General features: G+C 52.7%; 23 protein-coding genes. 21 read left to right on the top strand and 2 right to left on the bottom strand.

Going from position 1 to position 20,094, the window contains the following annotated elements; translation table 11 throughout:
* The first annotated feature begins 16 nt into the window (after positions 1-16).
* Genes EL294_RS03485 through pyrR form a run of 13 tightly spaced genes read left to right on the top strand, consistent with a single transcriptional unit; the run spans position 17 to position 11,279 of the window.
* Positions 17-595 (top strand): DUF6648 family protein, encoded by a 579-nt coding sequence (locus EL294_RS03485; RefSeq protein ID WP_126465274.1) that lies wholly within the window; start codon positions 17-19, stop codon positions 593-595.
* A gap of 23 nt (positions 596-618) precedes the next feature.
* The gene (glyA, locus tag EL294_RS03490; RefSeq protein WP_126465276.1) at positions 619-1,851 is read left to right on the top strand and encodes a serine hydroxymethyltransferase; all 1,233 of its coding nucleotides are present in this window, start codon (positions 619-621) and stop codon (positions 1,849-1,851) included.
* A 48-nt stretch (positions 1,852-1,899) separates the two neighbouring features.
* Positions 1,900-3,243 carry a DUF512 domain-containing protein gene (locus EL294_RS03495; RefSeq protein ID WP_164715208.1) on the top strand — a complete coding sequence of 448 codons (1,344 nt, stop codon included), beginning with the start codon at positions 1,900-1,902 and terminating at the stop codon, positions 3,241-3,243.
* Positions 3,236-4,543: a ribosome biogenesis GTPase Der gene (der, locus tag EL294_RS03500; RefSeq protein ID WP_126465279.1), complete on the top strand. Its 1,308-nt coding sequence runs from the start codon at positions 3,236-3,238 to the stop codon at positions 4,541-4,543. Before EL294_RS03495 ends, der begins: the two co-directional genes overlap by 8 nt.
* Positions 4,540-5,133, top strand: a complete 594-nt coding sequence (gene plsY, locus EL294_RS03505) for a glycerol-3-phosphate 1-O-acyltransferase PlsY (RefSeq protein ID WP_126465281.1) — start codon at positions 4,540-4,542, stop codon at positions 5,131-5,133. The genes der and plsY overlap by 4 nt, the downstream gene beginning before the upstream one ends.
* Complete coding sequence (locus tag EL294_RS03510; RefSeq protein ID WP_126465283.1) at positions 5,130-6,134, top strand: NAD(P)H-dependent glycerol-3-phosphate dehydrogenase; 1,005 nt, start codon at positions 5,130-5,132, stop codon at positions 6,132-6,134. The genes plsY and EL294_RS03510 overlap by 4 nt, the downstream gene beginning before the upstream one ends.
* Positions 6,131-7,423: a biotin/lipoyl attachment domain-containing protein gene (locus EL294_RS03515; protein WP_126465285.1), complete on the top strand. Its 1,293-nt coding sequence runs from the start codon at positions 6,131-6,133 to the stop codon at positions 7,421-7,423. Before EL294_RS03510 ends, EL294_RS03515 begins: the two co-directional genes overlap by 4 nt.
* Positions 7,424-7,442: 19 nt before the next feature.
* Positions 7,443-8,132: a YggS family pyridoxal phosphate-dependent enzyme gene (locus EL294_RS03520; RefSeq protein ID WP_126465287.1), complete on the top strand. Its 690-nt coding sequence runs from the start codon at positions 7,443-7,445 to the stop codon at positions 8,130-8,132.
* Between the two features lie 10 nt (positions 8,133-8,142).
* Positions 8,143-8,619, top strand: a complete 477-nt coding sequence (locus EL294_RS03525) for a cell division protein SepF (protein WP_126465289.1) — start codon at positions 8,143-8,145, stop codon at positions 8,617-8,619.
* 56 nt (positions 8,620-8,675) lie between these two features.
* Positions 8,676-9,395 carry a YlmH/Sll1252 family protein gene (locus EL294_RS03530; RefSeq protein ID WP_126465291.1) on the top strand — a complete coding sequence of 240 codons (720 nt, stop codon included), beginning with the start codon at positions 8,676-8,678 and terminating at the stop codon, positions 9,393-9,395.
* Positions 9,396-9,401: 6 nt separating this feature from the next.
* Positions 9,402-9,866, top strand: a complete 465-nt coding sequence (gene lspA / locus EL294_RS03535; RefSeq protein ID WP_126465293.1) for a signal peptidase II — start codon at positions 9,402-9,404, stop codon at positions 9,864-9,866.
* The gene (locus EL294_RS03540; RefSeq protein ID WP_126465295.1) at positions 9,859-10,761 is read left to right on the top strand and encodes an RluA family pseudouridine synthase; all 903 of its coding nucleotides are present in this window, start codon (positions 9,859-9,861) and stop codon (positions 10,759-10,761) included. Before lspA ends, EL294_RS03540 begins: the two co-directional genes overlap by 8 nt.
* Positions 10,746-11,279 (top strand): bifunctional pyr operon transcriptional regulator/uracil phosphoribosyltransferase PyrR, encoded by a 534-nt coding sequence (pyrR, locus tag EL294_RS03545; RefSeq protein ID WP_126465297.1) that lies wholly within the window; start codon positions 10,746-10,748, stop codon positions 11,277-11,279. The genes EL294_RS03540 and pyrR overlap by 16 nt, the downstream gene beginning before the upstream one ends.
* An 18-nt stretch (positions 11,280-11,297) precedes the next feature.
* Here pyrR and EL294_RS03550 read toward each other — a convergent pair whose 3' ends face one another.
* Entirely contained in the window at positions 11,298-12,023 is a 726-nt protein-coding gene (locus tag EL294_RS03550) for an MTAP family purine nucleoside phosphorylase (protein ID WP_126465298.1), read from the bottom strand.
* 59 nt (positions 12,024-12,082) lie between these two features.
* Here EL294_RS03550 and EL294_RS03555 point away from each other — a divergent pair, with 59 nt between their 5' ends.
* From EL294_RS03555 to EL294_RS03580, 6 genes are read left to right on the top strand one after another with little or no spacing between them, the layout of a single operon-like run.
* Complete coding sequence (locus tag EL294_RS03555) at positions 12,083-13,141, top strand: s-methyl-5-thioribose-1-phosphate isomerase (protein WP_331852444.1); 1,059 nt, start codon at positions 12,083-12,085, stop codon at positions 13,139-13,141.
* Positions 13,142-13,144: 3 nt separating this feature from the next.
* Positions 13,145-13,714 carry an HD domain-containing protein gene (locus tag EL294_RS03560; protein ID WP_126465302.1) on the top strand — a complete coding sequence of 190 codons (570 nt, stop codon included), beginning with the start codon at positions 13,145-13,147 and terminating at the stop codon, positions 13,712-13,714.
* 12 nt (positions 13,715-13,726) lie between these two features.
* On the top strand, positions 13,727-14,431 hold the full coding sequence (locus EL294_RS03565; RefSeq protein ID WP_126465305.1) for a response regulator transcription factor: 705 nt from the start codon (positions 13,727-13,729) through the stop codon (positions 14,429-14,431).
* Positions 14,428-15,834, top strand: coding sequence for an ATP-binding protein (locus tag EL294_RS03570; protein WP_126465307.1), 1,407 nt, complete (start codon positions 14,428-14,430; stop codon positions 15,832-15,834). The genes EL294_RS03565 and EL294_RS03570 overlap by 4 nt, the downstream gene beginning before the upstream one ends.
* Positions 15,831-16,364, top strand: a complete 534-nt coding sequence (locus EL294_RS03575) for a hypothetical protein (protein WP_126465309.1) — start codon at positions 15,831-15,833, stop codon at positions 16,362-16,364. Before EL294_RS03570 ends, EL294_RS03575 begins: the two co-directional genes overlap by 4 nt.
* A gap of 9 nt (positions 16,365-16,373) precedes the next feature.
* The gene (locus tag EL294_RS03580; protein WP_126465311.1) at positions 16,374-16,727 is read left to right on the top strand and encodes a cytochrome C biosynthesis protein; all 354 of its coding nucleotides are present in this window, start codon (positions 16,374-16,376) and stop codon (positions 16,725-16,727) included.
* A gap of 57 nt (positions 16,728-16,784) precedes the next feature.
* Here the strand turns inward: EL294_RS03580 and ychF are convergent, their stop codons facing one another.
* Positions 16,785-17,870 (bottom strand): redox-regulated ATPase YchF, encoded by a 1,086-nt coding sequence (gene ychF, locus EL294_RS03585; RefSeq protein ID WP_126465312.1) that lies wholly within the window; start codon positions 17,868-17,870, stop codon positions 16,785-16,787.
* A gap of 118 nt (positions 17,871-17,988) precedes the next feature.
* Here ychF and EL294_RS03590 point away from each other — a divergent pair, with 118 nt between their 5' ends.
* Entirely contained in the window at positions 17,989-19,281 is a 1,293-nt protein-coding gene (locus tag EL294_RS03590) for an ATP-binding cassette domain-containing protein (protein ID WP_126465314.1), read from the top strand.
* The gene (locus tag EL294_RS03595) at positions 19,281-20,093 is read left to right on the top strand and encodes an ABC transporter permease subunit (protein WP_126465316.1); all 813 of its coding nucleotides are present in this window, start codon (positions 19,281-19,283) and stop codon (positions 20,091-20,093) included. The genes EL294_RS03590 and EL294_RS03595 overlap by 1 nt, the downstream gene beginning before the upstream one ends.
* Position 20,094 lies beyond the last annotated feature (1 nt).

A 20,094-nucleotide genomic window follows, 5' to 3' on the forward strand; every position in this document is an offset into this window, starting at 1 on the left:
TTGCCGGTATTGATCAATGCGTTCTTATAAAGAAGACGTATTGTATATGGAGCCGGTCTGCGACAAGTGGTTCGAGCATTTTTTAGAGAGAAGGAATGCGCTGATCGCCGCCTATGAGCGGGGCGATCTCGACAAAAAGGAATTCCTGGAATGCAATCTCCGGGACTTAAACAACAGCAATGTGCGTCCTTTTCTCGTGATCGATCGCCTGGAAAAGGGGATCTTTAACTACCAATATTTCAATGCCCTGGCAAAAAGTTACCGCATGGAGGCGCGTAAGGCGCGCATAAAGCCGAGGTCCAATCGGAAGTACTGCCGCTGTCTGTCCCTGGCGAACAAATACTACGGGAAAAAAGACGAAACGATATTGGAGATTTTGGAGTTTATGGAGTTTCGGGAAGTGTACGGCTACTTTGTCCACTGCGCGGGCAAAAATCTGGATGGACGCCTCTTTGAGATCGTCTTTCCGGCGTATCCCGAATTTATTCTTCACTCCACATCGAAAAAAATATACGACGCTTTGCTTCGCAACGAAGCATTCCTCGAAGAGACGCTGCGTTCGAAGATCGAAAGCTATATCAACGACAGATACTGAAATTTGACGAAAAGAGGTACACTGTGGAATATAAGCATCTGAAGGCGACGGATCCGGAGATTTACGAGCTGATCCTGCGCGAAACCGAACGACAACAAAGTCACATCGAACTGATCGCTTCGGAAAACTTTGTTTCCGAGGCGGTGATGGAAGCCATGGGATCACCTCTGACCAATAAATACGCCGAAGGATTGCCCGGCGCGCGCTATTACGGCGGCTGCGAAGTGGTCGATCAGGCGGAACAGCTGGCGATCGGCCGGCTCAAGGCACTCTACGGGGCGGATCATGCGAATGTGCAACCCCACAGCGGTGCCAACGCCAATATGGCGGTCTTTTTGGGACTGTTAAAACCCGGGGAGCGGGTGCTGGGGATGAATCTCAGCCACGGGGGACACTTGTCCCACGGCTCGCCGGTGAATATCTCCGGAAAGTATTTCGACGTGGTGGACTACGGCGTCGATCCGGATACGGAGCGGATCGACTACGACGCCTTTGCGGAAGCGGTCAAGAAATATGCGCCGAAGCTCGTTATCGCCGGCGCCTCGGCCTACCCGAGAAAGATCGACTTCGAACGAATGGCGAAGGTCGTAAAAGAAAGCGGCGCATACTTTATGGTCGATATGGCGCATATCGCGGGACTGGTCGCATCGGGGCTGCACCAAAACCCGGTGGAATTTGCGGATGTCGTCACCACGACGACCCACAAGACCCTGCGGGGGCCCAGGGGCGGTGCCATCCTATGTACCGAATCTCTTGCAAAGACCATCGACAAGGCGGTGTTCCCCGGTCTGCAGGGCGGGCCTTTGGAGCATATCATCGCGGCAAAAGCGGTGGCATTTCACGAGGCGAATACCCCGGAATTTAAGGCGTATAGCCGACAAATCATCGACAATGCCAAGGCGATGGAAGCGGTGTTTATGGAAAACGGGGTGCGCCTCGTATCGGGCGGAACCGACAACCACCTGCTCCTCTTGGACGTGCGGTCTTTGGGGTTGACGGGAAAGGATGCCGAAGCGCTCCTCAATGCCAACGGCCTTGCGGTCAACAAAAACACAATTCCTTTCGATCCGGAAAAACCCATGGTCACCAGCGGTATTCGAATCGGAACACCGGCGATTACCACACTGGGCGCAAAAGAAGAAGATGCGGCGTTTGTGGCGCAGATCATGGTGGATGTCTTGAAAAAAGAGATCAGCGAAGAAGAAGCAAAGGATCGCGTCAAGCAATTCTGCGAAAAATTCCCTCTTTACAAGTAAATGGTTGGAAAGGACTCTACCCGGAGTCCTTTTCTATTTGGAGGTACAATGAACCCATACGAAATCGATATCGTCCACAGCCAACTGAATACCATCCGCTCCGTCGATCGCGGCTCCATCGGAGAGGAGCTGGAGCTCGAAGCGGGAGATCGGGTGATCGCCATCAACGACGAGCGCATTCTCGACGTCATCGACTATCGCTACCAGATGAAAAACGAATATATTACCCTGGCGGTGGAAAAAGCAAATGGCGAGCGGATCCTGTTCGACATCGAAAAGGACCCGTCCGAGGACTTGGGGCTAAATTTTGTGACCCCGCTCCTGGACCGGCAAAAGACCTGTTCCAATCGCTGTGTGTTCTGCTTTATCGATCAAATGCCTCCGAATATGCGGGACAGCCTATATATCAAAGACGACGATTCGCGGCTTTCCTTTTTGCAGGGAAACTACATCACCCTCACGAATTTGCGCGAGGCGGACTTCGAGCGCATGATCCGCTATAAGCTCAGTCCGGTCAATGTATCGGTTCACGCCACCGATCCCGCGCTCAGGGTCGAACTTCTGAAGAATCCTTCGACGGGAAAGATTATGGATCACTTGCGGCGGCTCGCCGAGGCGGGCATCGTCGTCAATGCGCAGATCGTCTTGGTGCCCGGGAAAAACGACGGCGAAGCGCTGAAACAGACCCTTCGGGATCTGTGGTCGCTTTGGCCGCAGGTCTGTTCCGTCGCCTTGGTCCCCGTAGGCGTTACCCGGTTTCGCGAAGGACTCGATCCGCTTCCTACCTTTGAAAAAGAAAGCGCCGCGTCGGTGATTCAAATCGCGGAGTCTTTCGGCGAAGGTGCCTATCACAAGAGCGGAAGCCATTGGGTCTACGCCTCCGACGAATTCTATTTGATCGCCGAAAAACCCCTTCCCGAAGAAGCCTATTACGACGGCTATCCTCAGTACGAAAACGGCGTGGGGTTGATGCGTTCTTTCTACGACGAGTTTGAGCAGGCGCTACACGATGCGGCGGGAAACTATCGCGGTAAAATCACATTGGCGACGGGAGAATACGCCGCGCCGATGTTTCGGAGGATCGCGGAAGCGATTCGTGAAAAATTTCCCGATATAGAGCTTGAAGTCGTCGGCATAAAAAATATGTTTTTCGGCGACACCGTAAAAGTCGCGGGCCTTTTGACCGCAGAAGACGTATACGCTCAATTGAAAGGGCCAAATCGCGATGTTATAATGTTACCTATGTCGATGTTTCGCCGGGATAAAATGATTACCTTGGACGATCAGACCGCGAAGGAGATGGAAGCGGTGCTGAACGCCCGCTTACTCCCGGTGGACAATGACGGAGCGAAGTTTTTAAATACCATCTTGGAGGTGAGCGCTGTTGGATAGACCGGTCGTATGCATACTCGGCAGGCCCAATGTAGGCAAGAGTACTTTATTTAACGCCCTGACGGGTTCGAAGATTTCGATAACCGAAGATACCCCCGGCGTGACTCGCGACAGAATCTATGCGAAAGCGAGATGGCTGGACCGCGAGTTTACGCTGATCGACACGGGCGGATTGGATCCCGGATCCGACGAAATATTTATGCCGGAAATCCTCGCGCAGGCGGAGGTCGCCGTGGAACACGCCCAGGTGATTCTGTTTGTGGTCGACGGCAAAGAAGGCCTTACCTCTATGGACAGAGAAGTCGCAAGCTATATTCGAAAGTTCGGCAAAAAAATCATCCTCGTCGTCAACAAGATGGACGCCAAACAGTCCCGCGACCACATGTATGATTTTTACGAACTCGCCCTGGGAGAGCCCTATGTCATCAGCGCGGAACAGAACCGGGGGATCGGAGATCTGTTGGATGCGACCATCGAATCCTTCCCGCCGGCAGAGACGGAATTTGCGGGGGACGAGATCAAGGTCGCCTTTATCGGAAAGCCCAATGCGGGCAAGTCTTCTTTGGTGAACCGCATCTTGGGGCAGGAGCGTTCGATCGTCACCAATATCCCCGGCACTACCCGCGATTCGATCCACTCGTTCTTCGAATACGAAGATACTGAATACGTTCTAATCGACACGGCGGGGCTCAGAAAGCGAAAGAAGATCAACGAAAAGGTAGAGCGATATTCCGCGGTCCGCACCCTTAGGAGCATCGAAATGGCCGATGTCTGCGTGCTCTTAATCGATGCCGTGGAGGGGGTCAGTGAACAGGATTCCAAGATTGCGGGCTTTGCCCACGACAATCAAAAGGCGATGATTATCGCGGTCAACAAATGGGATGCGATTGAAAAAGAGAACCATACCATGAAGACCTACGAGATGGAAATCCGCCGCGAGTTGCCGTTTTTGAACTATGCGCCGATGATCTTTATATCGGCAAAGACGGGAACGAGGGTCAATAAATTGTTGGATTTGATCCACGTGGTCAACAACAATTACTCCCTCCGGATTCAGACCGGCGTATTAAACGACATTATGAACCGAGCGGTGCTGATGAACCAGCCGCCGTCGGATAAGGGCAAGCGCGGAAAACTCTATTACGCCTCCCAAGTGTCGGCGAGACCGCCGAAGATCGTGCTGTCAGTGAACGACAAGGAACTGTTCCATTTCACCTATCTGCGTTTTTTGGAAAATCAAATCCGCATGGCCTACCGTTTTGACGGGGTGCCCATTATTATGGAGTTGAGGAATCGATGAAGACGGCCATCGTCTTATTCTTGTCTTATTTGATCGGAGCGATCTCCGGATCGTATATTATCGGCAAGTTGTTTCGCGGCACCGACATCCGAGAGCACGGAAGCGGCAATGCCGGCACGACCAATGCGATTCGCGTGATGGGAAAAAAATTGGGTTATCTGACCTTTTTCATTGACGTCGTAAAGGGCGTGGCGGTAATGTTGTTTTTGGCGCCCCTATTGGCGCCCGAGCTGCGACTGTTTGCAGGTGTCTTTGTGGTATTGGGGCACGACTTTCCCTTCTACCTGCGCTTTCGCGGGGGAAAGGGCATAGCCACCACCTTGGGCGCCTGGGGAATTCTGCATCCCGTCTTTGCCGCAGTGAGTGCGGCGATCGGCGTGATTTGCGCCCTGGCGACGCGCTATGTAAGCGTCGGCTCGATGTGTTTTTTATCGGCGATTTCGATCGCAATGATTTGGACTTATAGCGCGACGCCGTGGAATGTCGTCGCCGTCGTCGTTCTCTGGATCTTGGGTTTTGTGCGGCATCGCAGCAATATCGACCGCCTAAGACGGGGAACGGAAAAGAGAATCGGAGGGAATTCGCAATGAAGATCGCAATTATCGGTTGCGGGAGTTGGGGCAGTGCCATCGGAAATATATTGGCGGATTTGGGACGAGAAGTGCATATGTATACGCGCAATGCGGCGCAGTATCGGCGCATATCCGAAAAACGGGACAATCCCGGCTATCTGGAGGATTTTCGCTTTCACGATTCGATCCGCTTTCATCGTTCTATCGAAGAGGCGATAGAAGGGGCGGACGGCATCGTCCTCGCCGTGCCCACCGCCGCGGTGCGCGAATGCCTCAAAGAGATCGCGAAGTTGGACAGTTCCGCGCGCATTATCAATCTGGCGAAGGGGCTCGAGCAAGGCAGCGGCTTGCGCCTTTCCGAGGTGGCGGCGGAGGTCCTGCCGGAAAATCCCTATATCGTGCTATCCGGCCCTTCCCACGCGGAAGAAGTGGCGAAGTTTAAGCCCACCACCGTCGTGGTCTGCTCCGCCCGGGAAGAAGACATTTTGTGGGCACAGGATCTCTTTTCCCACGACAGTCTGCGGGTCTACGCCCAAGACGACATGATCGGCGTCGAGATCGGCGGCGCTCTGAAAAACATCATCGCCCTGGGGGCCGGCCTGTCCGACGGACTCGGATTCGGCGACAATACCAAAGCGGCGCTGATGACCCGGGGTCTGACCGAAATTCAGAGGATCGGCATCGCTCTGGGCGCGAACGCCATCACCTTTCAGGGGCTTACCGGCGTGGGCGACTTGATCGTAACCTGTACCAGCGTCCACAGCAGAAATTGGAAGTTCGGCAATCTGATCGGATCGGGTTACGACGCCGAATCCGCCATGGAGAAGGTGGGCATGGTGGTGGAAGGCTACAAGACCACCAAGGCCGCCTATGATCTGAGCCGAAAGATGGGGATCGAAATGCCCATCACCGAAAAACTATATGGCGTGCTGTATGAAGGGGCAGATCCCGAAAAGGCCGTGCAGGATCTGATGCTTCGGCCCGTAAAACACGAAAACGAGAAGATCTATCTGCTATGACGAAGCGAGGCGGAACCCGCAAAAAAATAGAAAAAAAGCGGAGGTCGCGCAGGATCCGGCGGCGCGTTCTCTTGTTTCTCGTGCTCCTTTTGTTCCTATCCGGTGCGGGTTACGGCATCTATTATCACATCACCCATCGCCTGGGCACCGTATACCCCACCCAGATCAAATATCGGGATGTGGTGCGCGATAAGGGCTATCTGATCTACGAAGAGGATACGGTCTTTACCAAGGGTAACGGCATCGCGATCTACAATGTCCGGGAGGGCAAAAAAGTCCCCAAGGGACATGTGGTGGCGAATATCAATGTGATGAACGACAATTCCGAGATCAAGGACCGCCTGATCAAGGTCAATGCGGCGATCGACTTTAAGAACGACCGGAAAAACAAGGACAAATCGGAAGACCTGACGAAAGAAGACGTCAATGTGATCCGCAATATCCAGCGATTTATTCGAGACGAGGACGGCGAAAAGCTGATCTCCTCGATCAATACCCTAGATCTCAGGACCAAGCCTGCGGTAAATGTATCGGAATTGAACGAGCTCTTAAAGCTATCGCCCGATGCACTGGAGGAACAAAGAAATATCCTTACCGAAAAAATCGCCACTACAAATTCGGATTACAAGGCCCCGATCTCCGGGATTATCAGCTATCGATTTGACGATCTTCGGGGCGCACTCTCGCCGAAAAAAGACGATTCGGTCTTTACCACCGCCTATTTGAAGGGCCTCAAGCTCACGCCGATTGAGCGCGGCGAAAATCGGGTCAAGGAGGACCACGCTTTTTTCCGCTCCATCGGAGACACCGAGTATAAAGTCGCCTTGTCCGTCGAAGATTTGCGACTGCTCCCCGAGGGCGAGAATAAGCGTTTGGACGTGCGCATCGGGAATGTGACCGCAAAGGGCGAGATCGAATCGGTGAACCGCGAGGGAAGAGGCGGTGTGGTAATATTACGATTACAAGACAAATTACAGGAAGTTTACGCCCCGCGGGTGCAAGAGGTTACAATAATTAAAAGCGAAGAACCCGCCTATGCCGTGCCGAAAGAATGTATCGTTCGGGGACCTGACGGCGAAACGGGTGTCTATGCGGACGCGATTCGGGGATTTGTAAAGTTCGTTCCCGTATCGGTCTTATCTCGCGATGCGAAGCGTGCTTATCTTCGCGTGGGCGATGCAGACGGCCGGATTTTGGTCGCAAAAGGCGACAAAAAATCGACCGTTTCCGCAGACGATGCGATCGTCCTGAAGCCGAACAAGGTCGATAAGACGCGCGTCATTTATTGATGGAGAAAGGAAAGTATACATGTCGGAAATCGGCGAGAGGATCAGCCGTGTAAAAGAAGAAATAGAAGAAGCCCGAAGTCACAGTATAACGGGAGAGCCGGTGGAGTTGATCGCCGTCACAAAAACCCATGACGTCAAGACCATACGAGAGGCGATCGTCGCCGGCGCCACCGATATCGGCGAGAACAAGGTGCAGGAGCTCCGAGGAAAGATCGAAGAAATCGGTCCCGAGGTCCGTTACCATATGATTGGCAACTTGCAGTCGAATAAGGTAAAATATATTTATCAAGATGTAGTCTTGATTCATTCTTTGGACCGGAAGTCCCTGGCTAAGGAGATCGAAAAGCGCGCCCAACAGACGAACGACATCGTGCGATGCCTGTTGGAGGTCAATATCGGCAGGGAGTCGTCTAAAGGCGGTCTTCTGTTCGAAGAGGTCCTGCCCTTTTTGGAATCCATCCTCGACTATTCCCATATCAAGATCGACGGATTGATGACGGTAGCCCCTGCTGTAGACGATGAAAACTACTTACGGGCATTGTTTCGAAAGATGTTTGCTCTCAAAGAGGATATCGCCCTCAGAAATTACAAAGACGTGGATATGAAGTACTTATCGATGGGGATGAGTAATGATTTTCCGATAGCGATCGAAGAGGGAGCGAATATGGTACGCATCGGCAGTCGGATTTTCGGCGCCCGCACGTATTAAGGAGGAGATTATGGCAGATTTTGCAGACAAGCTGAAAAAAGCCTTTGGCTTCGGCGAGGATTACGAATACGACGACGAATACGAATACGATGACGACGAGAAATTCCAGACCACGGAAGTGGAACCCGTTACCGCACAACAAGTGCAAAAGCCGGTAAGTTCCACCACGCGTCGCAAGGACAACGGCAGCGTATTGAGCATTCAAACGAAGGCGGCAATGGTGATTACCGTTCACGAACCGCTGAGCTACGACGAATCTCCCAAGATCGTAGACGATCTGAAGGAAAACAAAGCCGTCGTCTTGAACTTCGAACAACTGGATCTGGAAGTCAAACGAGAAATATTCGACTTCGTTAACGGCGCTTTGTACGCCATCGAAGGCAAGATTCAAAAGGTCAACAAGGACATTTTTATTCTCGCCCCGAACAATATTGCCATCGACGGCCTGAAGGAAGAACTGCAAAATTCCGGAATCTTCCCCTGGTAAGAATGACCGACAAAGACGAATTATTACAACATATTCAGGAAACTGAGAAAATCACTATGCTGCGTCATATACTCGATTTGCCGGAGATCGCTTCGAGGAATTTTACGGCGACAGATAGTGATTTTTTAGATCCATACGAACAAAGACTCGTCCGCGATCTTCTGCCCCATTTTCCCGAGGTCGAAGCACAATTTGTGCCGGCGGGAGAGAGGGAGCGAAAAGTCGTCCTATTTTGCCCGTACCCCGCGCCGGCAGAGGATGCCGTCAGCGTCCTCAAGGCGTCGGTGTCCGGACCGATCCCCGCGCATCGAGATATTCTGGGTTCTCTGTTGGGGCTTGGGATCGAACGGGCAAAGATCGGCGATATTGTGCCGAACGATGCGAGCTATGTGGTGGTCAAAAGAGAGATCGCGAATTTTCTTCTCGTGCACTGGAGAGAGATCGGGAATCAAAGGATTCAAGTCGAAGAGGTTCCCCTCGAGACGCTGCCGATCGAAGAAAAGAAGTGGCGCGCCTCTTCTGCGGTGGTGCAGTCGCCCCGATTGGATGCCGTGGTGCGGGCGATCACAAAACTCTCTCGCGACGAGGTGAAAAGTCGTATCGCAAAAGGGCTCGTGAAGGTCGACTTTCAGCCCATTCGAAAGACCCATTGGGAGATCCACGGCGGCGAATTGCTCTCGGTGCGGGGCTTCGGGCGGGCGAAGATCGGCGAGGAATTTCGACAGACGAAAAAGGGCAAGGTCCGGTTCGAATACGGCACGCTGCAGGAAAGTTAGGTGTATATGGTTACGATTGTTATATTGCTATTGATAGCAGCCGATCAGATCAGCAAATGGCTGGTACTCAATTTTTTGAAAGATGCCGGTTCGGTAGAGATCATTCCCGGATTTTTCCGGCTGCTCTATGTGGAAAACCGCGGCGCCGCCTTCGGCATCTTGCAGGACGGCAGGCCGCTATTTATCGTGGTTACGCTTTTGGTGATCGGCTTTTTGCTCTATGCCATCTATGGAAAAAACGAGGGGATACGCGGCATGGGCCGCATCGCCTTGGTGCTGATCCTCTCCGGTGCCGTGGGCAATTTTATCGACCGGTTGCGCCTCCACTATGTGGTGGATTTTTTGTCATTTCGCTTTTTCGGCCACGACTTTGCGGTCTTCAATTTGGCGGATACCATGATCGTAATCGGTACCGTGCTGTTGATGGTGCAAATCTTTAAGATGGATCGGGAGCCGAAGCGCCATGTCTGAGACCATATATGTATCGGAGGGCGGCAGTCGGCTGGATAAATACCTCACGGGGATTCTCTCGTTAAATCGCTCGCAGATTAAAAACGCCATCCTGGAAGGCCGTATTTTGGTCGACGGCGTGCAGAAAAAGGCGGGGTATACCCTGTCGGCGGGAGAATGTATCTCCTATGAAGAAGCGGCGCCCTATCGCTTGGAAGGAAAGGATCTCGGCGTTCGCGTTCTCTATGAAGACGACGATCTCGCGCTGGTGGAAAAACCCTACGGCATGGTCGTTCACCCCGGGGCGGCACGAGAAGAAGACACATTGGTGCATCATCTCCTTTGGCGATTTTCTTCGCTGGCGGAGGGGTCGGACCCCCTACGACCGGGCATCGTACATCGGCTGGACAAAGACACATCGGGCATTATGGCGATCGCAAAAACCGATCGCGCCTATACCGGCCTGGTGGAACTGTTTTCTGCGCGAAAGATCCGAAAGGAATACTACGCCCTCTGTCGCGGCAACATCCGCGAACCGGGCCGCATCGATGCGCCGATAGGGCGCGATCCCGCACAGAGGACGAGGATGGCCTGTGATGTCTATCCCTCTAAAGAGGCGCTTACCGCCTATACGCCCGTACGCGCCTTTGGGGAAGCGACCTTGCTTCGCGTGCGGATTTACACCGGAAGAACCCATCAGATTCGCGTGCATATGCGCCATATCGGACACCCCGTGGTGGGCGATCCGATTTACGGCATCCACGCGGATCGCAAGGGAAAATTGATGCTCCATAGTTACCGGCTGTCTTTTACACATCCGATTACGCAAGCACGCATCGACGGACGCTCGAAGTTACCGCGCAGATTTATCGCCTATTTTCGCAAACACGGAGGTGAACGATGCACAGGATTTTAGATGAGATCGCCATTCGCCGCGCCATCGCCCGCATCGCCAATGAAATCATCGAAAGAAATAAGGGCATCGAGGACATCGTATTGATGGGAATCGTAACCCGCGGCGTATATCTCGCCGAACGATTGCAAAAAGCCATTCGAGAAATCGAGGGAAAAGACGTCCCCGTCTATGCGCTGAACGCCTCCTTCTTTCGGGACGACCGGCGGGATGCGGAATTTTTGCCCATGGAATTTATGGGAAAGATCGACGGAAAGCGCGTGGTCCTCGTCGACGACGTGTTGTTTACGGGCAGGACCGTTCGCGCCGCCATGGACGCCCTGATGGTGAAGGACCGGCCGCGTTCGGTGCAACTGGTGGGTTTGATCGACAGGGGGCACAGAGAGCTTCCCATTCGCGGCGATTTTATCGGAAAAAATGTACCCACTTCCCAATCGGAAAAGATTATCGTGCACTTAAAAGAACAGGACGGCGAGGACAGTGTCTACGTCGCCGACAAAGAAAAGGACTCGGAACATTGATTCCGGGTCCTTTTTGCATCAAAGCAGATCGATTTTTGCCGCGCGGGGCTCTGTCTTTTTTGTAAAGACCGCATCCACCGCCGCGACGATTTTTTCTCGAATCCGGGCCGAAGGGAGGATCTCCAAACTTTCGGCGACGCCGGTGCAGTAGTTTACGACGTGGCAGATGTTCGCATAATACATCCCCATCTCCTTGGCGAGCACCACTTCGGGCACATTTGTCATACCCACCACGTCTCCGCCGATGGAAGCGTAGAATCGAATTTCCGCCCGGCTTTCAAAGCGCGGCCCCTCGGTGGTGACATAGATGCCGCGGGGCAACTTTTCTCCATAGGCTTCCTCGAAGAGGCGATTGAGTTCTTCGTCGTAGGGCGCATCCATGGCGATGTGTTTCGCCACCGTCTCCGTGCCGTCGTAGAAGGTTGAAGGCCGGGTCTTGGTAAAGTCCAAAAAATCGTCCGTCAGCACGACGTCGTTGGGGGCATATTTCTTCTTCAAACTGCCGACGGCGCTGATCCCGTAGACTTCGGTGACGCCGATTTCGTGAAGCGCCCAGATATTCGCCTTATAGGGGACGACATGGGGCGGGATATTGTGACCGGTGCCGTGGCGCGAGACAAAAACATAGGGTTTGTCTTCGGGATACATTAACTTCGCCTCGCCGTAGGGCGTGGTCATAATTTCTTCTCTTGCGGGAGAAAACGGCGCTTCAAATCCCGTTCCTCCGATAATTCCATAGTGCATGATAACCTCGTTTCCTTTTCCTGAATATGTTACTATTATAATATATAGAGGGGGTTATTATGCAATTTGACCAAGATTTGGCATATATGTTACAGGCGGATCACGTCGCCCGGTACGAACAGGGCTGTGTCTATATATTGGACCGAAGAATTTATCCGATCCGCGTAGAATATGTGGCGTGCCGCGACCATATCGAAGTGCGCGACGCCCTCAGAAATATGGTGACCCAATCCGCCGGGCCCTATACGGCGGCGGCAATGGGGATGGCGCTTGCGGCGTACGAATCCCGTACTTTGCGGGGCGAAGAGCGTCTTTCCTATTTGCGGGAGGCGGCGTATACCATTTCCAACGCCCGTCCCACCACCGCCAATCGCATGGCGCAGGTGACCCAAGGGGCCCTCGCCATCGCCGAGGCGGCGATCGACGATCCCGATTTGGATCTAAAGATTCGTGACTACGGCATTCGATCCATGAAACAGCGCTACGACGCCATTCATACGGTGGCGAAGCATTTTATGGAGGTGATGCCGGATACGGGTACGGTGATGACCCAGTGCTTCGGCGAGACGATTATCGGCATGTTGGCGCGCGAGATTCGAAAGCGCGGAAAGGACATCTCGTTTGTCTGCCCCGAAACTCGCCCCTTTTTGCAGGGTGCGCGGTTTACCGCTTCGGTGCTTCAGGACATGGGCATCGACGTTACGGTCATTACCGACAATATGGTCTGCGCCTATATGGAAAATGTCGGCGTCGATATCTTCACCTCGGCCGCCGATTCCATCTGTATGGACGGCAGCATCGTAAACAAGGTGGGCACCCACCAGATCGCCATCGTGGCAAAGCGCTTCGGCGTGCCCTATTATGCGACGGGCATTCCCGATATGGACATTGAAAATGCCGATGCGGTGACGATCGAGATGCGCGATCCCGAAGAGAGCCTAAGCTGCCACGGCATAAAGCATACGCTCGACGGGGTAAAGGGATGGTACCCGGCTTTTGACATCACGCCGCCGGAGGCAGTAACGGGCATCGTCACCGATTTGGGCATCTACGCCCCCGAAGATCTACAGCGCTATAAGGAAAGAAAGGGAGAGGGCGATTTTTATTTCGCCGTGTAGAGAATGAAAGATACACAGTTAGAAGAGAAGATCGAATTTATATATACGCTGGAACGGATGAAAAACGTCTATCGCCGCACGAAACTCTTGCACGAGGCGCGCTACGAAAACGACGCGGAACACAGCTTTCACATCGCCGCCATGGCGCACATTTTGCGCGACTTTGCGCCGGAAGACGTGGATTTTGAGCGCGTGCTCCTATTGCTCCTATACCACGATGTGGTGGAGATCGAGGCGGGAGACACCTTCGCCTACGATGCCGAGGGCAACAAGTCGAAATTGGAGCGGGAAATTCGCGCGGCGGACAGCCTATTCGGCATCTTGCCGGAGGCGTCGGCGCGCAAGACGCGGGCGCTTTGGGACGAATTCGAAGCCCAAGAGACGCCCGAGTCCCATTTCGCCTTGGCGATGGACCGCATGCAGCCGATCCTTTTAAATGTCGCCACCGGCGGAAATTCCTGGAACGAACACGCCGTCAAGATGGAAGATGTACTCGTTCGCATGGAGCCCATTAAGCGGTATCCGGCGCTGTACGACTATATGTACGAGAAGGTATCCGCATTTTTCGAATAAAGGGGGTAGAATATGACCAAAATTTTGTTGGTGGAGGACGAGACCTCTATCCGCAAATTTATTAAAATCAATTTGGAACGGGAAGACTATACGGTCTTCGAAGCGGCAAGCGGCGAAGACGGCTTAGAGATTGCAGAGCAAGAAAAGCCCGATATCGTGCTCTTGGATATTATGCTTCCGGGGATCGACGGCTTTGAGGTCTGCGACCGGCTCCGCAAATCCTTTCCCAATCTGGGAATCATTATGTTGACCGCAAAAGCAGAGGACTACGACAAGATCATGGGCCTGCAAAGCGGCACCGACGACTATTTGACCAAGCCCTTTAACCCCACCGAGCTTACGCTCCGCATAAAGAGCTTGGAACGCCGCCTTATCGGCGATGCCGTCGACGAAAAGGAAGAGCGCTTTATCGAAAGCGGAATCTTTCGCGTCGACGTCTACGGACATAAATTTTATCGCGACAAGACGGAAATCGAGCTCACGCCGACGGAACACGAAATCGTAAAGCTCTTTATGAACAATGTAAATCGTGCCTTAAGCCGCGACGAAATCTTAAATGCGGTGTGGGGCGAGGAATTTTTGGGCGACAGCAAAATCGTCGATGTGAACATCCGCCGCCTCCGCTCAAAAATCGAAGACGATGCGGCACACCCACGCTATATCGAGACCGTCTGGGGGGTCGGTTACCGCTGGAAGAGTTTTGAAGAGGAGCAATGAAACATTCCATTCGAAAGACCATGACGCGAAATTTCGTGCTCTTGGTGCTCCTTACGGTCACGCTGTTGGATTTGGCGTTGATATTTGGATTTCGCCAGTACACCTATAACGGATTAAAATATTTTTTGGATCAACAACTCAACAGCTCGATGTATACCTATTCGAAATATTTCAAAAATATGACCCCCGAAAAGTTGATCGAGCGGGACTATGAAATGTTGTTCAATCAATTTGAAGGCCAGGTGCAATTGGTCGATGCAGACGGCGGGCTAATATATGACTCCATCGGCGGGATCAACGACCCCGTACGGGAATACACCGACGTGCAGACGGCGCAAAAGGGGAAGAAGGGTGTGCGCATCGGCAAAGTCCCCTTCTCCGACACCTCGGTGATGTCCGTCTCCCGCCCGCTCGTTTCCGATGACGGGAAGGTACTCGGCGTCTTGCGCTTTACCTCTTCCTTGGGACCGGCGCAGCGATCCGTCTTAAAGCTCAGCCGCTACCTTTTGCTCTTGACCGCCATCGTCGCGGCGATCGCGACCTTGATCAGCCGCCTGCTCGCCAAGACCATTACTCAACCCATCGAAGAAATCCAGTCCATCGCCATTCAACTCGCAGACGGACAGTATAAAAAGCGGATCGAGATCGATCGGGACGACGAATTGGGGCGCTTGGCGCGCTCGATCAATACCCTGGCGGCGGAGATTCTGCGAAAGGAGCAGGTCAAAAACGACTTTATCTCCTCTATATCCCACGAGCTGCGTACGCCCCTGACTTCGATCAAAGGCTGGGCGGCGATCCTTGAAGACGCGGAAAAGACCGACGAGGTCGTACTAAAAGAAGGGCTCGAAATCATCGAGGGGGAGGCGGATCGGCTGTCGAAAATGGTCGAAGAGCTCCTGGATTTTTCGCGCTATATTTCCGGTCGCATTACGCTTAAAAAAGACCAATTCGACATCACCTCCACCTGTACCGAAGTGCTTCGGCAGATGAAGCCCCGGGCGGTCAACGAAGAGATTCGCCTGATGGATGAGATCAACGACGAAGTCGTCGTCGTAACCGGCGACGAGGACCGATTGCGTCAGGTGCTGATCAATCTGATCGACAATGCGATCAAATTTACAGAGGCCGGCGGTTGGGTCGTGCTCGAGGCGCGCAAAAACTTTCCGTATTATGAGATGCTCGTCTCGGACAACGGCGTCGGCATGGACGAAGAGGAATTAAAGCTCGCCAAAGAGAAGTTCTACAAGGGCAAACACTCCAATTCCCATTCCGGCTTGGGCCTTTCCATCGCCGAAGAAATTATCAAACTCCACGACGGAGAAATCCGCATCACGTCGGAAAAAGGGACGGGAACCACCATACGCGTACGCATTCCCCTGGAAAAAGAGGTGCAAGGATGAAGAAATTCTGGGTATTCCTATTGTTGTTTCTCGTCGCCTGCAGCCCCGCCAAAGAAGAGAATTACCAGACCATAGAAAAACCCGAAATGAATCGCGCGCCGCTGCAGGGCCGCTGGATCGTCACCAATGTCCAGTATTTGGCGGATGACTCCAAAGATCCGGCCGCCATTGTCGGCTCGGACGCGTTTTTTTCCTCGAATGTCGCGTTGTTTCACGATCAAAGGACCGACTATCCGAGCTATACGGTGCGAAAAGGCAGCACTGACTATTTTATGAAATTGCGATATAATATGACGAAAGAACAGGTGGGGATCACCGCCGAAAAACTGTTCGTCATCGACGTATACGACGGGGAAACGCTCTTGTTCACCGTATTTCGGGAAAAAGAAGACATAGCCTATATCGACCTGTACGGCAATTTGATGCAGCTGGTAAAGACCAAAAAGGGCTTGGACGATCGACAGGTCGAGGATCTGCTGGACGGCGCCGTGCCAGAGAAGAAATACTATTCCAGCAATCCCGGCAAGTAGGAGGAAGCAATGGTACAAAAAATTTCAAACAGCTTAAACGGAAACCTGCAGTATATCGGCATACTCTTGATCGCCGTCGTCGTGGCGTTGATCATTACCTTTATCATGAATATGATGGGAAAACGCATGAAATTCCTGCGCTACATTCCCGGTCTCGTGCTGGTCTTTGTCGGCATGTTTTCTCTGATCATGGTCCTGAATCGACTGTTTGAGCGCGCGAGTTTAAACAATATTTTTATCTCTTTGGTTTGCATCACCGCAGGCATTTGCTCGCTTCTGTGCGCCCTGTGCATCGGCATCTACAACAAAGATCGCTATCCCGCACCGCGTCCGCAAGACGAGCGCCGACGAAGAGAATCCTAATCCATACAATAAAAAACGGCTATACACCGCACGATGCGGGTATAGCCGTTTTTGTATTTACACATTGAACTTAAAATTGACGACGTCGCCGTCTTGGATTACATAGTCCTTGCCTTCGCTGCGGATCAGTCCCTTGTCGCGCGCTTTGGCGACGGACCCCGCTTCGACGAGGTCTTCATAGGCGATGGTGTCGGCCTTTATAAAGCCGCGCTGTATGTCGCTGTGGATTTTTCCGGCAGCCTCCGGGGCCTTAGAACCCGCCTTGACGGTCCAGGCGCGGGATTCCATTTCGCCGGTGGTCAAAAAGCTGATCAGCCCCAGTAGGCTATAGGAAGCCTTGACGAGTCGATCGAGTCCGGAGTCGCGAAGCCCCAGCGCCTTGAGAAATTCCGGTTTGCTTTCCTCGTCCAAAGCCGCGATTTCCTCCTCGATGGCCGCGGAGATGACAATGGTTTCGTCTCCTTCGGCGTCGGCATACGCGCGCACCGAATCGACATAGCGATTGCCGTCTGCCACGTCTTCTTCGGAGACATTGGCGGCGTAGATAACGGGTTTCATGGTCAGTAAGCTGAACGAGGACAAGAGCTTTCGCTCGTCTTCGGTATAGTCCAAAGATCTCGCCGGTTTCTCTGCGTGTAATGCGTCGAGGATGCGTTCGATCAGCTCTTTTTCCGGCAGGAGGCTCTTATCGCCTTTTAACTGTTTTTTGACTTTCTCCAGGCGTTTTTCCAGCACTTCGAGGTCCGAGAAGATCAGCTCCAATGTGATCGTCTCGATGTCTCGAAGGGGATCGATACCGCCGTCTACGTGGATGATGTTTGAATCTTCGAAGCAGCGGACGACGTGGATCAATGCGTCGACTTCTCGGATATGAGAAAGAAACTGGTTGCCGAGACCCTCGCCCTTGCTCGCGCCCTTGACGAGTCCCGCGATATCGGCGAATTCGATGGTGGCATAGACGATGCGCTCAGAATGGCTCATTTCGCTCAGTACGCTGAGGCGCGGGTCCTTGACCGTGACCATGCCCACATTGGGCTCGATGGTGGCGAAGGGATAATTGGCGGCTTCGGCACCGGCCTGTGTAATGGCGTTAAATAATGTGGACTTGCCGACATTGGGCAGTCCGATAATTCCTAATTTCATAAACTCTCCCCTTTACGATTTCCCGGCTATTATATCATAGTTTTACGGGGCGTTTTCGTCCATAGATTCCATTTTATCAGGCGATCATGTATAATGGTAAAGTAAAGCGAGGTGAATCATGAGTGCTATAGTAGTGCGGGAACTCTCTAAAAAATATCGAAAAAATGTAGTTTTAGACGGTGTAAATTTAGAGGTTTTCGACGGAGAAATTTTTTCTTTAATGGGCTTAAAAGATTCCGGTAAGACCACTTTGGCTCGGATTCTCTTTAAGTTCTTAAAACCGACCGCGGGCAGCGTATCCATTTTTGACATGGACGCCCAAAAAGAAGATCGGTCCGTAAAAGAATTTACGGGATATGTACCGGAAGATGTTTGGATTTACGATAACCTGAAGCCGATGGCGATTTTTAAGACCACCTTGGGTTTTCACGGTTTAAAAAATACCGACGAGATTCAATCGTTAATGGATTATTTCGAATTGGACAATCGGCATAAATTCGTCGACTTGACGGATTCTCAGCGCAAACGCGTTGCCATTATCAACGCTCTGATTCCGAAACCGAAGCTGATCGTGATCGACGATCCGACCAAGGACCTCAGTCCGCCGATGATCGAGAAATTGTTTACTCATCTGAAGCGACTGCAGCAAGCGGAAGGCCTTTCGGTCTTGTTGCTTACCGACAATCTTTCCGTAGGGCAGCGCTACGGCGACCGTGGCGCCTATCTTGCCGACGGCAGGATCGTGGGCATGGAGTACTTAAAGGAAAAGTATACCAACGACAAGGTGCTCCGCATTTTCGACGAAGTGATTTCTGTACGCGCCTTTGAAGAGATCGGCGCGCGCTTAATCCGCGACGAAGCGGGGAATGTAGAGTTCTTCTACGACGGCTATTTGCCGACTTTGACGACGGTGCTGCACCAAGAAAAGGTAAAAAATTATATCTTGGAAGACGCCCTGCTCGAAAACAAGATCGACGCTTTCGAATCGGGCTATGACGGCACGAGCGCATCCTATGCGCCGGATACGACGGTCACCTTCGACCGGGCCAATGTCGCCGGCGTTTCGACAGAAGGGGAAGAGGATACGATCCTCGCCTACGATAAGGACGAGCTCGAGATCGCCGAACGCGGCGACGATGCGATCACCGCACCGTACGCCCCGGCAGCGCCGAGGGATGCGCTCGATCCGGCCGAAGAGGTGACGCCTATCGAAACGCAATCCGACGAGCCGATCGCGCTCCAAAAGACGCCGGACGAAGGCACTTTGCCGGCGCCGGAGGAAGGCGAGGCGGCGGACGGCGCCATCGAAGTCGAAGCGCCCGAGGATACGGAAAAGATCCGTCCCGCCGACGATTACGGCAGGATCAATCCGTCCAAGTACAATTTTGACATCGGAAAGGAGGAAGAATAATGGTATTCGGTCTTGAGTTAAAGAGCAATCGCGCTAAGGCCATTTCCTGGTTCTTCGTTCTGGGGATTTTAGCCGTATTGATGCTGGCATTTTTCCCGCTCCTGCAGGATGACAATATGCTTTCGTTGGCGAACGGATTCCGCGAAGGATTTTCCGAACGCTTTCGCATGGTTTTGGGCATGGGTTACGATGTGCAGTTCGATAAATTTACGGAGTATCTGCCCTTTATGTTCCAATACCTGGGCATTCTCTTTGCCATTTTTGGCGTACAGTTGGGTGCGAGAAGCCTTTCTAAGGAGCAGAGCGCAGGTACCATCGAATATCTCTACGCCAATCCCGTCTCCCGTATGGAGATTTACAGCGGAAAGTTCAGCGCCGATTTGTTGCTTTACGGTCTGGTGCTCGTCGCGGTTCTCGCGGTGAGCTTTGTGGCCGCCTATCTGTTCGGCATTCACGACCTGCGCGCCTTGGCATTGGTGCTTTTGCAGATCTTTATCTGTCTGCTGTTGTTGGGTTTTATATTTTTGAGCCTGGGATTTTTCTATTCCGCCCTGTCTTCTCGCTCCTCGCACGCGGAAGGCGGCTCTCTTCTCTTGATCATACTGCTGTTTATCGTATGGGCGGTATTGATCGCATTGGGCAGTGGCGCCGCGACCATCGCGGGCTATTTTCCCTTTACCGTGTTCAATCCCCTGGCCATGGCCACCGGGGCGGGCTTTCAGTGGTTGGGCATCGCCATCGACCTCGTTCTCGCCGTGATTTTGTGGCTTTTGGGCAGTGTCGTATATACCCGTAAGGAATTAAAATTTTAGG

This window comes from Aedoeadaptatus ivorii, from assembly GCF_900638585.1.
Classification (GTDB): Bacteria; Bacillota; Clostridia; order Tissierellales; family Peptoniphilaceae; genus Aedoeadaptatus; species Aedoeadaptatus ivorii.

Coding starts and splice junctions, on each gene's coding strand:
- EL294_RS03485 (WP_126465274.1), top strand. CDS start 17: ATGCGTTCTTATAAAGAAGACGTATTGTATATGGAGCCGGTCTGCGAC.
- EL294_RS03495 (WP_164715208.1), top strand. CDS start 1,900: ATGAACCCATACGAAATCGATATCGTCCACAGCCAACTGAATACCATC.
- plsY (WP_126465281.1), top strand. CDS start 4,540: ATGAAGACGGCCATCGTCTTATTCTTGTCTTATTTGATCGGAGCGATC.
- EL294_RS03510 (WP_126465283.1), top strand. CDS start 5,130: ATGAAGATCGCAATTATCGGTTGCGGGAGTTGGGGCAGTGCCATCGGA.
- EL294_RS03515 (WP_126465285.1), top strand. CDS start 6,131: ATGACGAAGCGAGGCGGAACCCGCAAAAAAATAGAAAAAAAGCGGAGG.
- EL294_RS03520 (WP_126465287.1), top strand. CDS start 7,443: ATGTCGGAAATCGGCGAGAGGATCAGCCGTGTAAAAGAAGAAATAGAA.
- EL294_RS03525 (WP_126465289.1), top strand. CDS start 8,143: ATGGCAGATTTTGCAGACAAGCTGAAAAAAGCCTTTGGCTTCGGCGAG.
- EL294_RS03530 (WP_126465291.1), top strand. CDS start 8,676: ATGCTGCGTCATATACTCGATTTGCCGGAGATCGCTTCGAGGAATTTT.
- lspA (WP_126465293.1), top strand. CDS start 9,402: ATGGTTACGATTGTTATATTGCTATTGATAGCAGCCGATCAGATCAGC.
- EL294_RS03540 (WP_126465295.1), top strand. CDS start 9,859: ATGTCTGAGACCATATATGTATCGGAGGGCGGCAGTCGGCTGGATAAA.
- pyrR (WP_126465297.1), top strand. CDS start 10,746: ATGCACAGGATTTTAGATGAGATCGCCATTCGCCGCGCCATCGCCCGC.
- EL294_RS03550 (WP_126465298.1), bottom strand. CDS start 12,023: ATGCACTATGGAATTATCGGAGGAACGGGATTTGAAGCGCCGTTTTCT.
- EL294_RS03555 (WP_331852444.1), top strand. CDS start 12,083: ATGCAATTTGACCAAGATTTGGCATATATGTTACAGGCGGATCACGTC.
- EL294_RS03560 (WP_126465302.1), top strand. CDS start 13,145: ATGAAAGATACACAGTTAGAAGAGAAGATCGAATTTATATATACGCTG.
- EL294_RS03565 (WP_126465305.1), top strand. CDS start 13,727: ATGACCAAAATTTTGTTGGTGGAGGACGAGACCTCTATCCGCAAATTT.
- EL294_RS03570 (WP_126465307.1), top strand. CDS start 14,428: ATGAAACATTCCATTCGAAAGACCATGACGCGAAATTTCGTGCTCTTG.
- EL294_RS03575 (WP_126465309.1), top strand. CDS start 15,831: ATGAAGAAATTCTGGGTATTCCTATTGTTGTTTCTCGTCGCCTGCAGC.
- EL294_RS03580 (WP_126465311.1), top strand. CDS start 16,374: ATGGTACAAAAAATTTCAAACAGCTTAAACGGAAACCTGCAGTATATC.
- ychF (WP_126465312.1), bottom strand. CDS start 17,870: ATGAAATTAGGAATTATCGGACTGCCCAATGTCGGCAAGTCCACATTA.
- EL294_RS03590 (WP_126465314.1), top strand. CDS start 17,989: ATGAGTGCTATAGTAGTGCGGGAACTCTCTAAAAAATATCGAAAAAAT.
- EL294_RS03595 (WP_126465316.1), top strand. CDS start 19,281: ATGGTATTCGGTCTTGAGTTAAAGAGCAATCGCGCTAAGGCCATTTCC.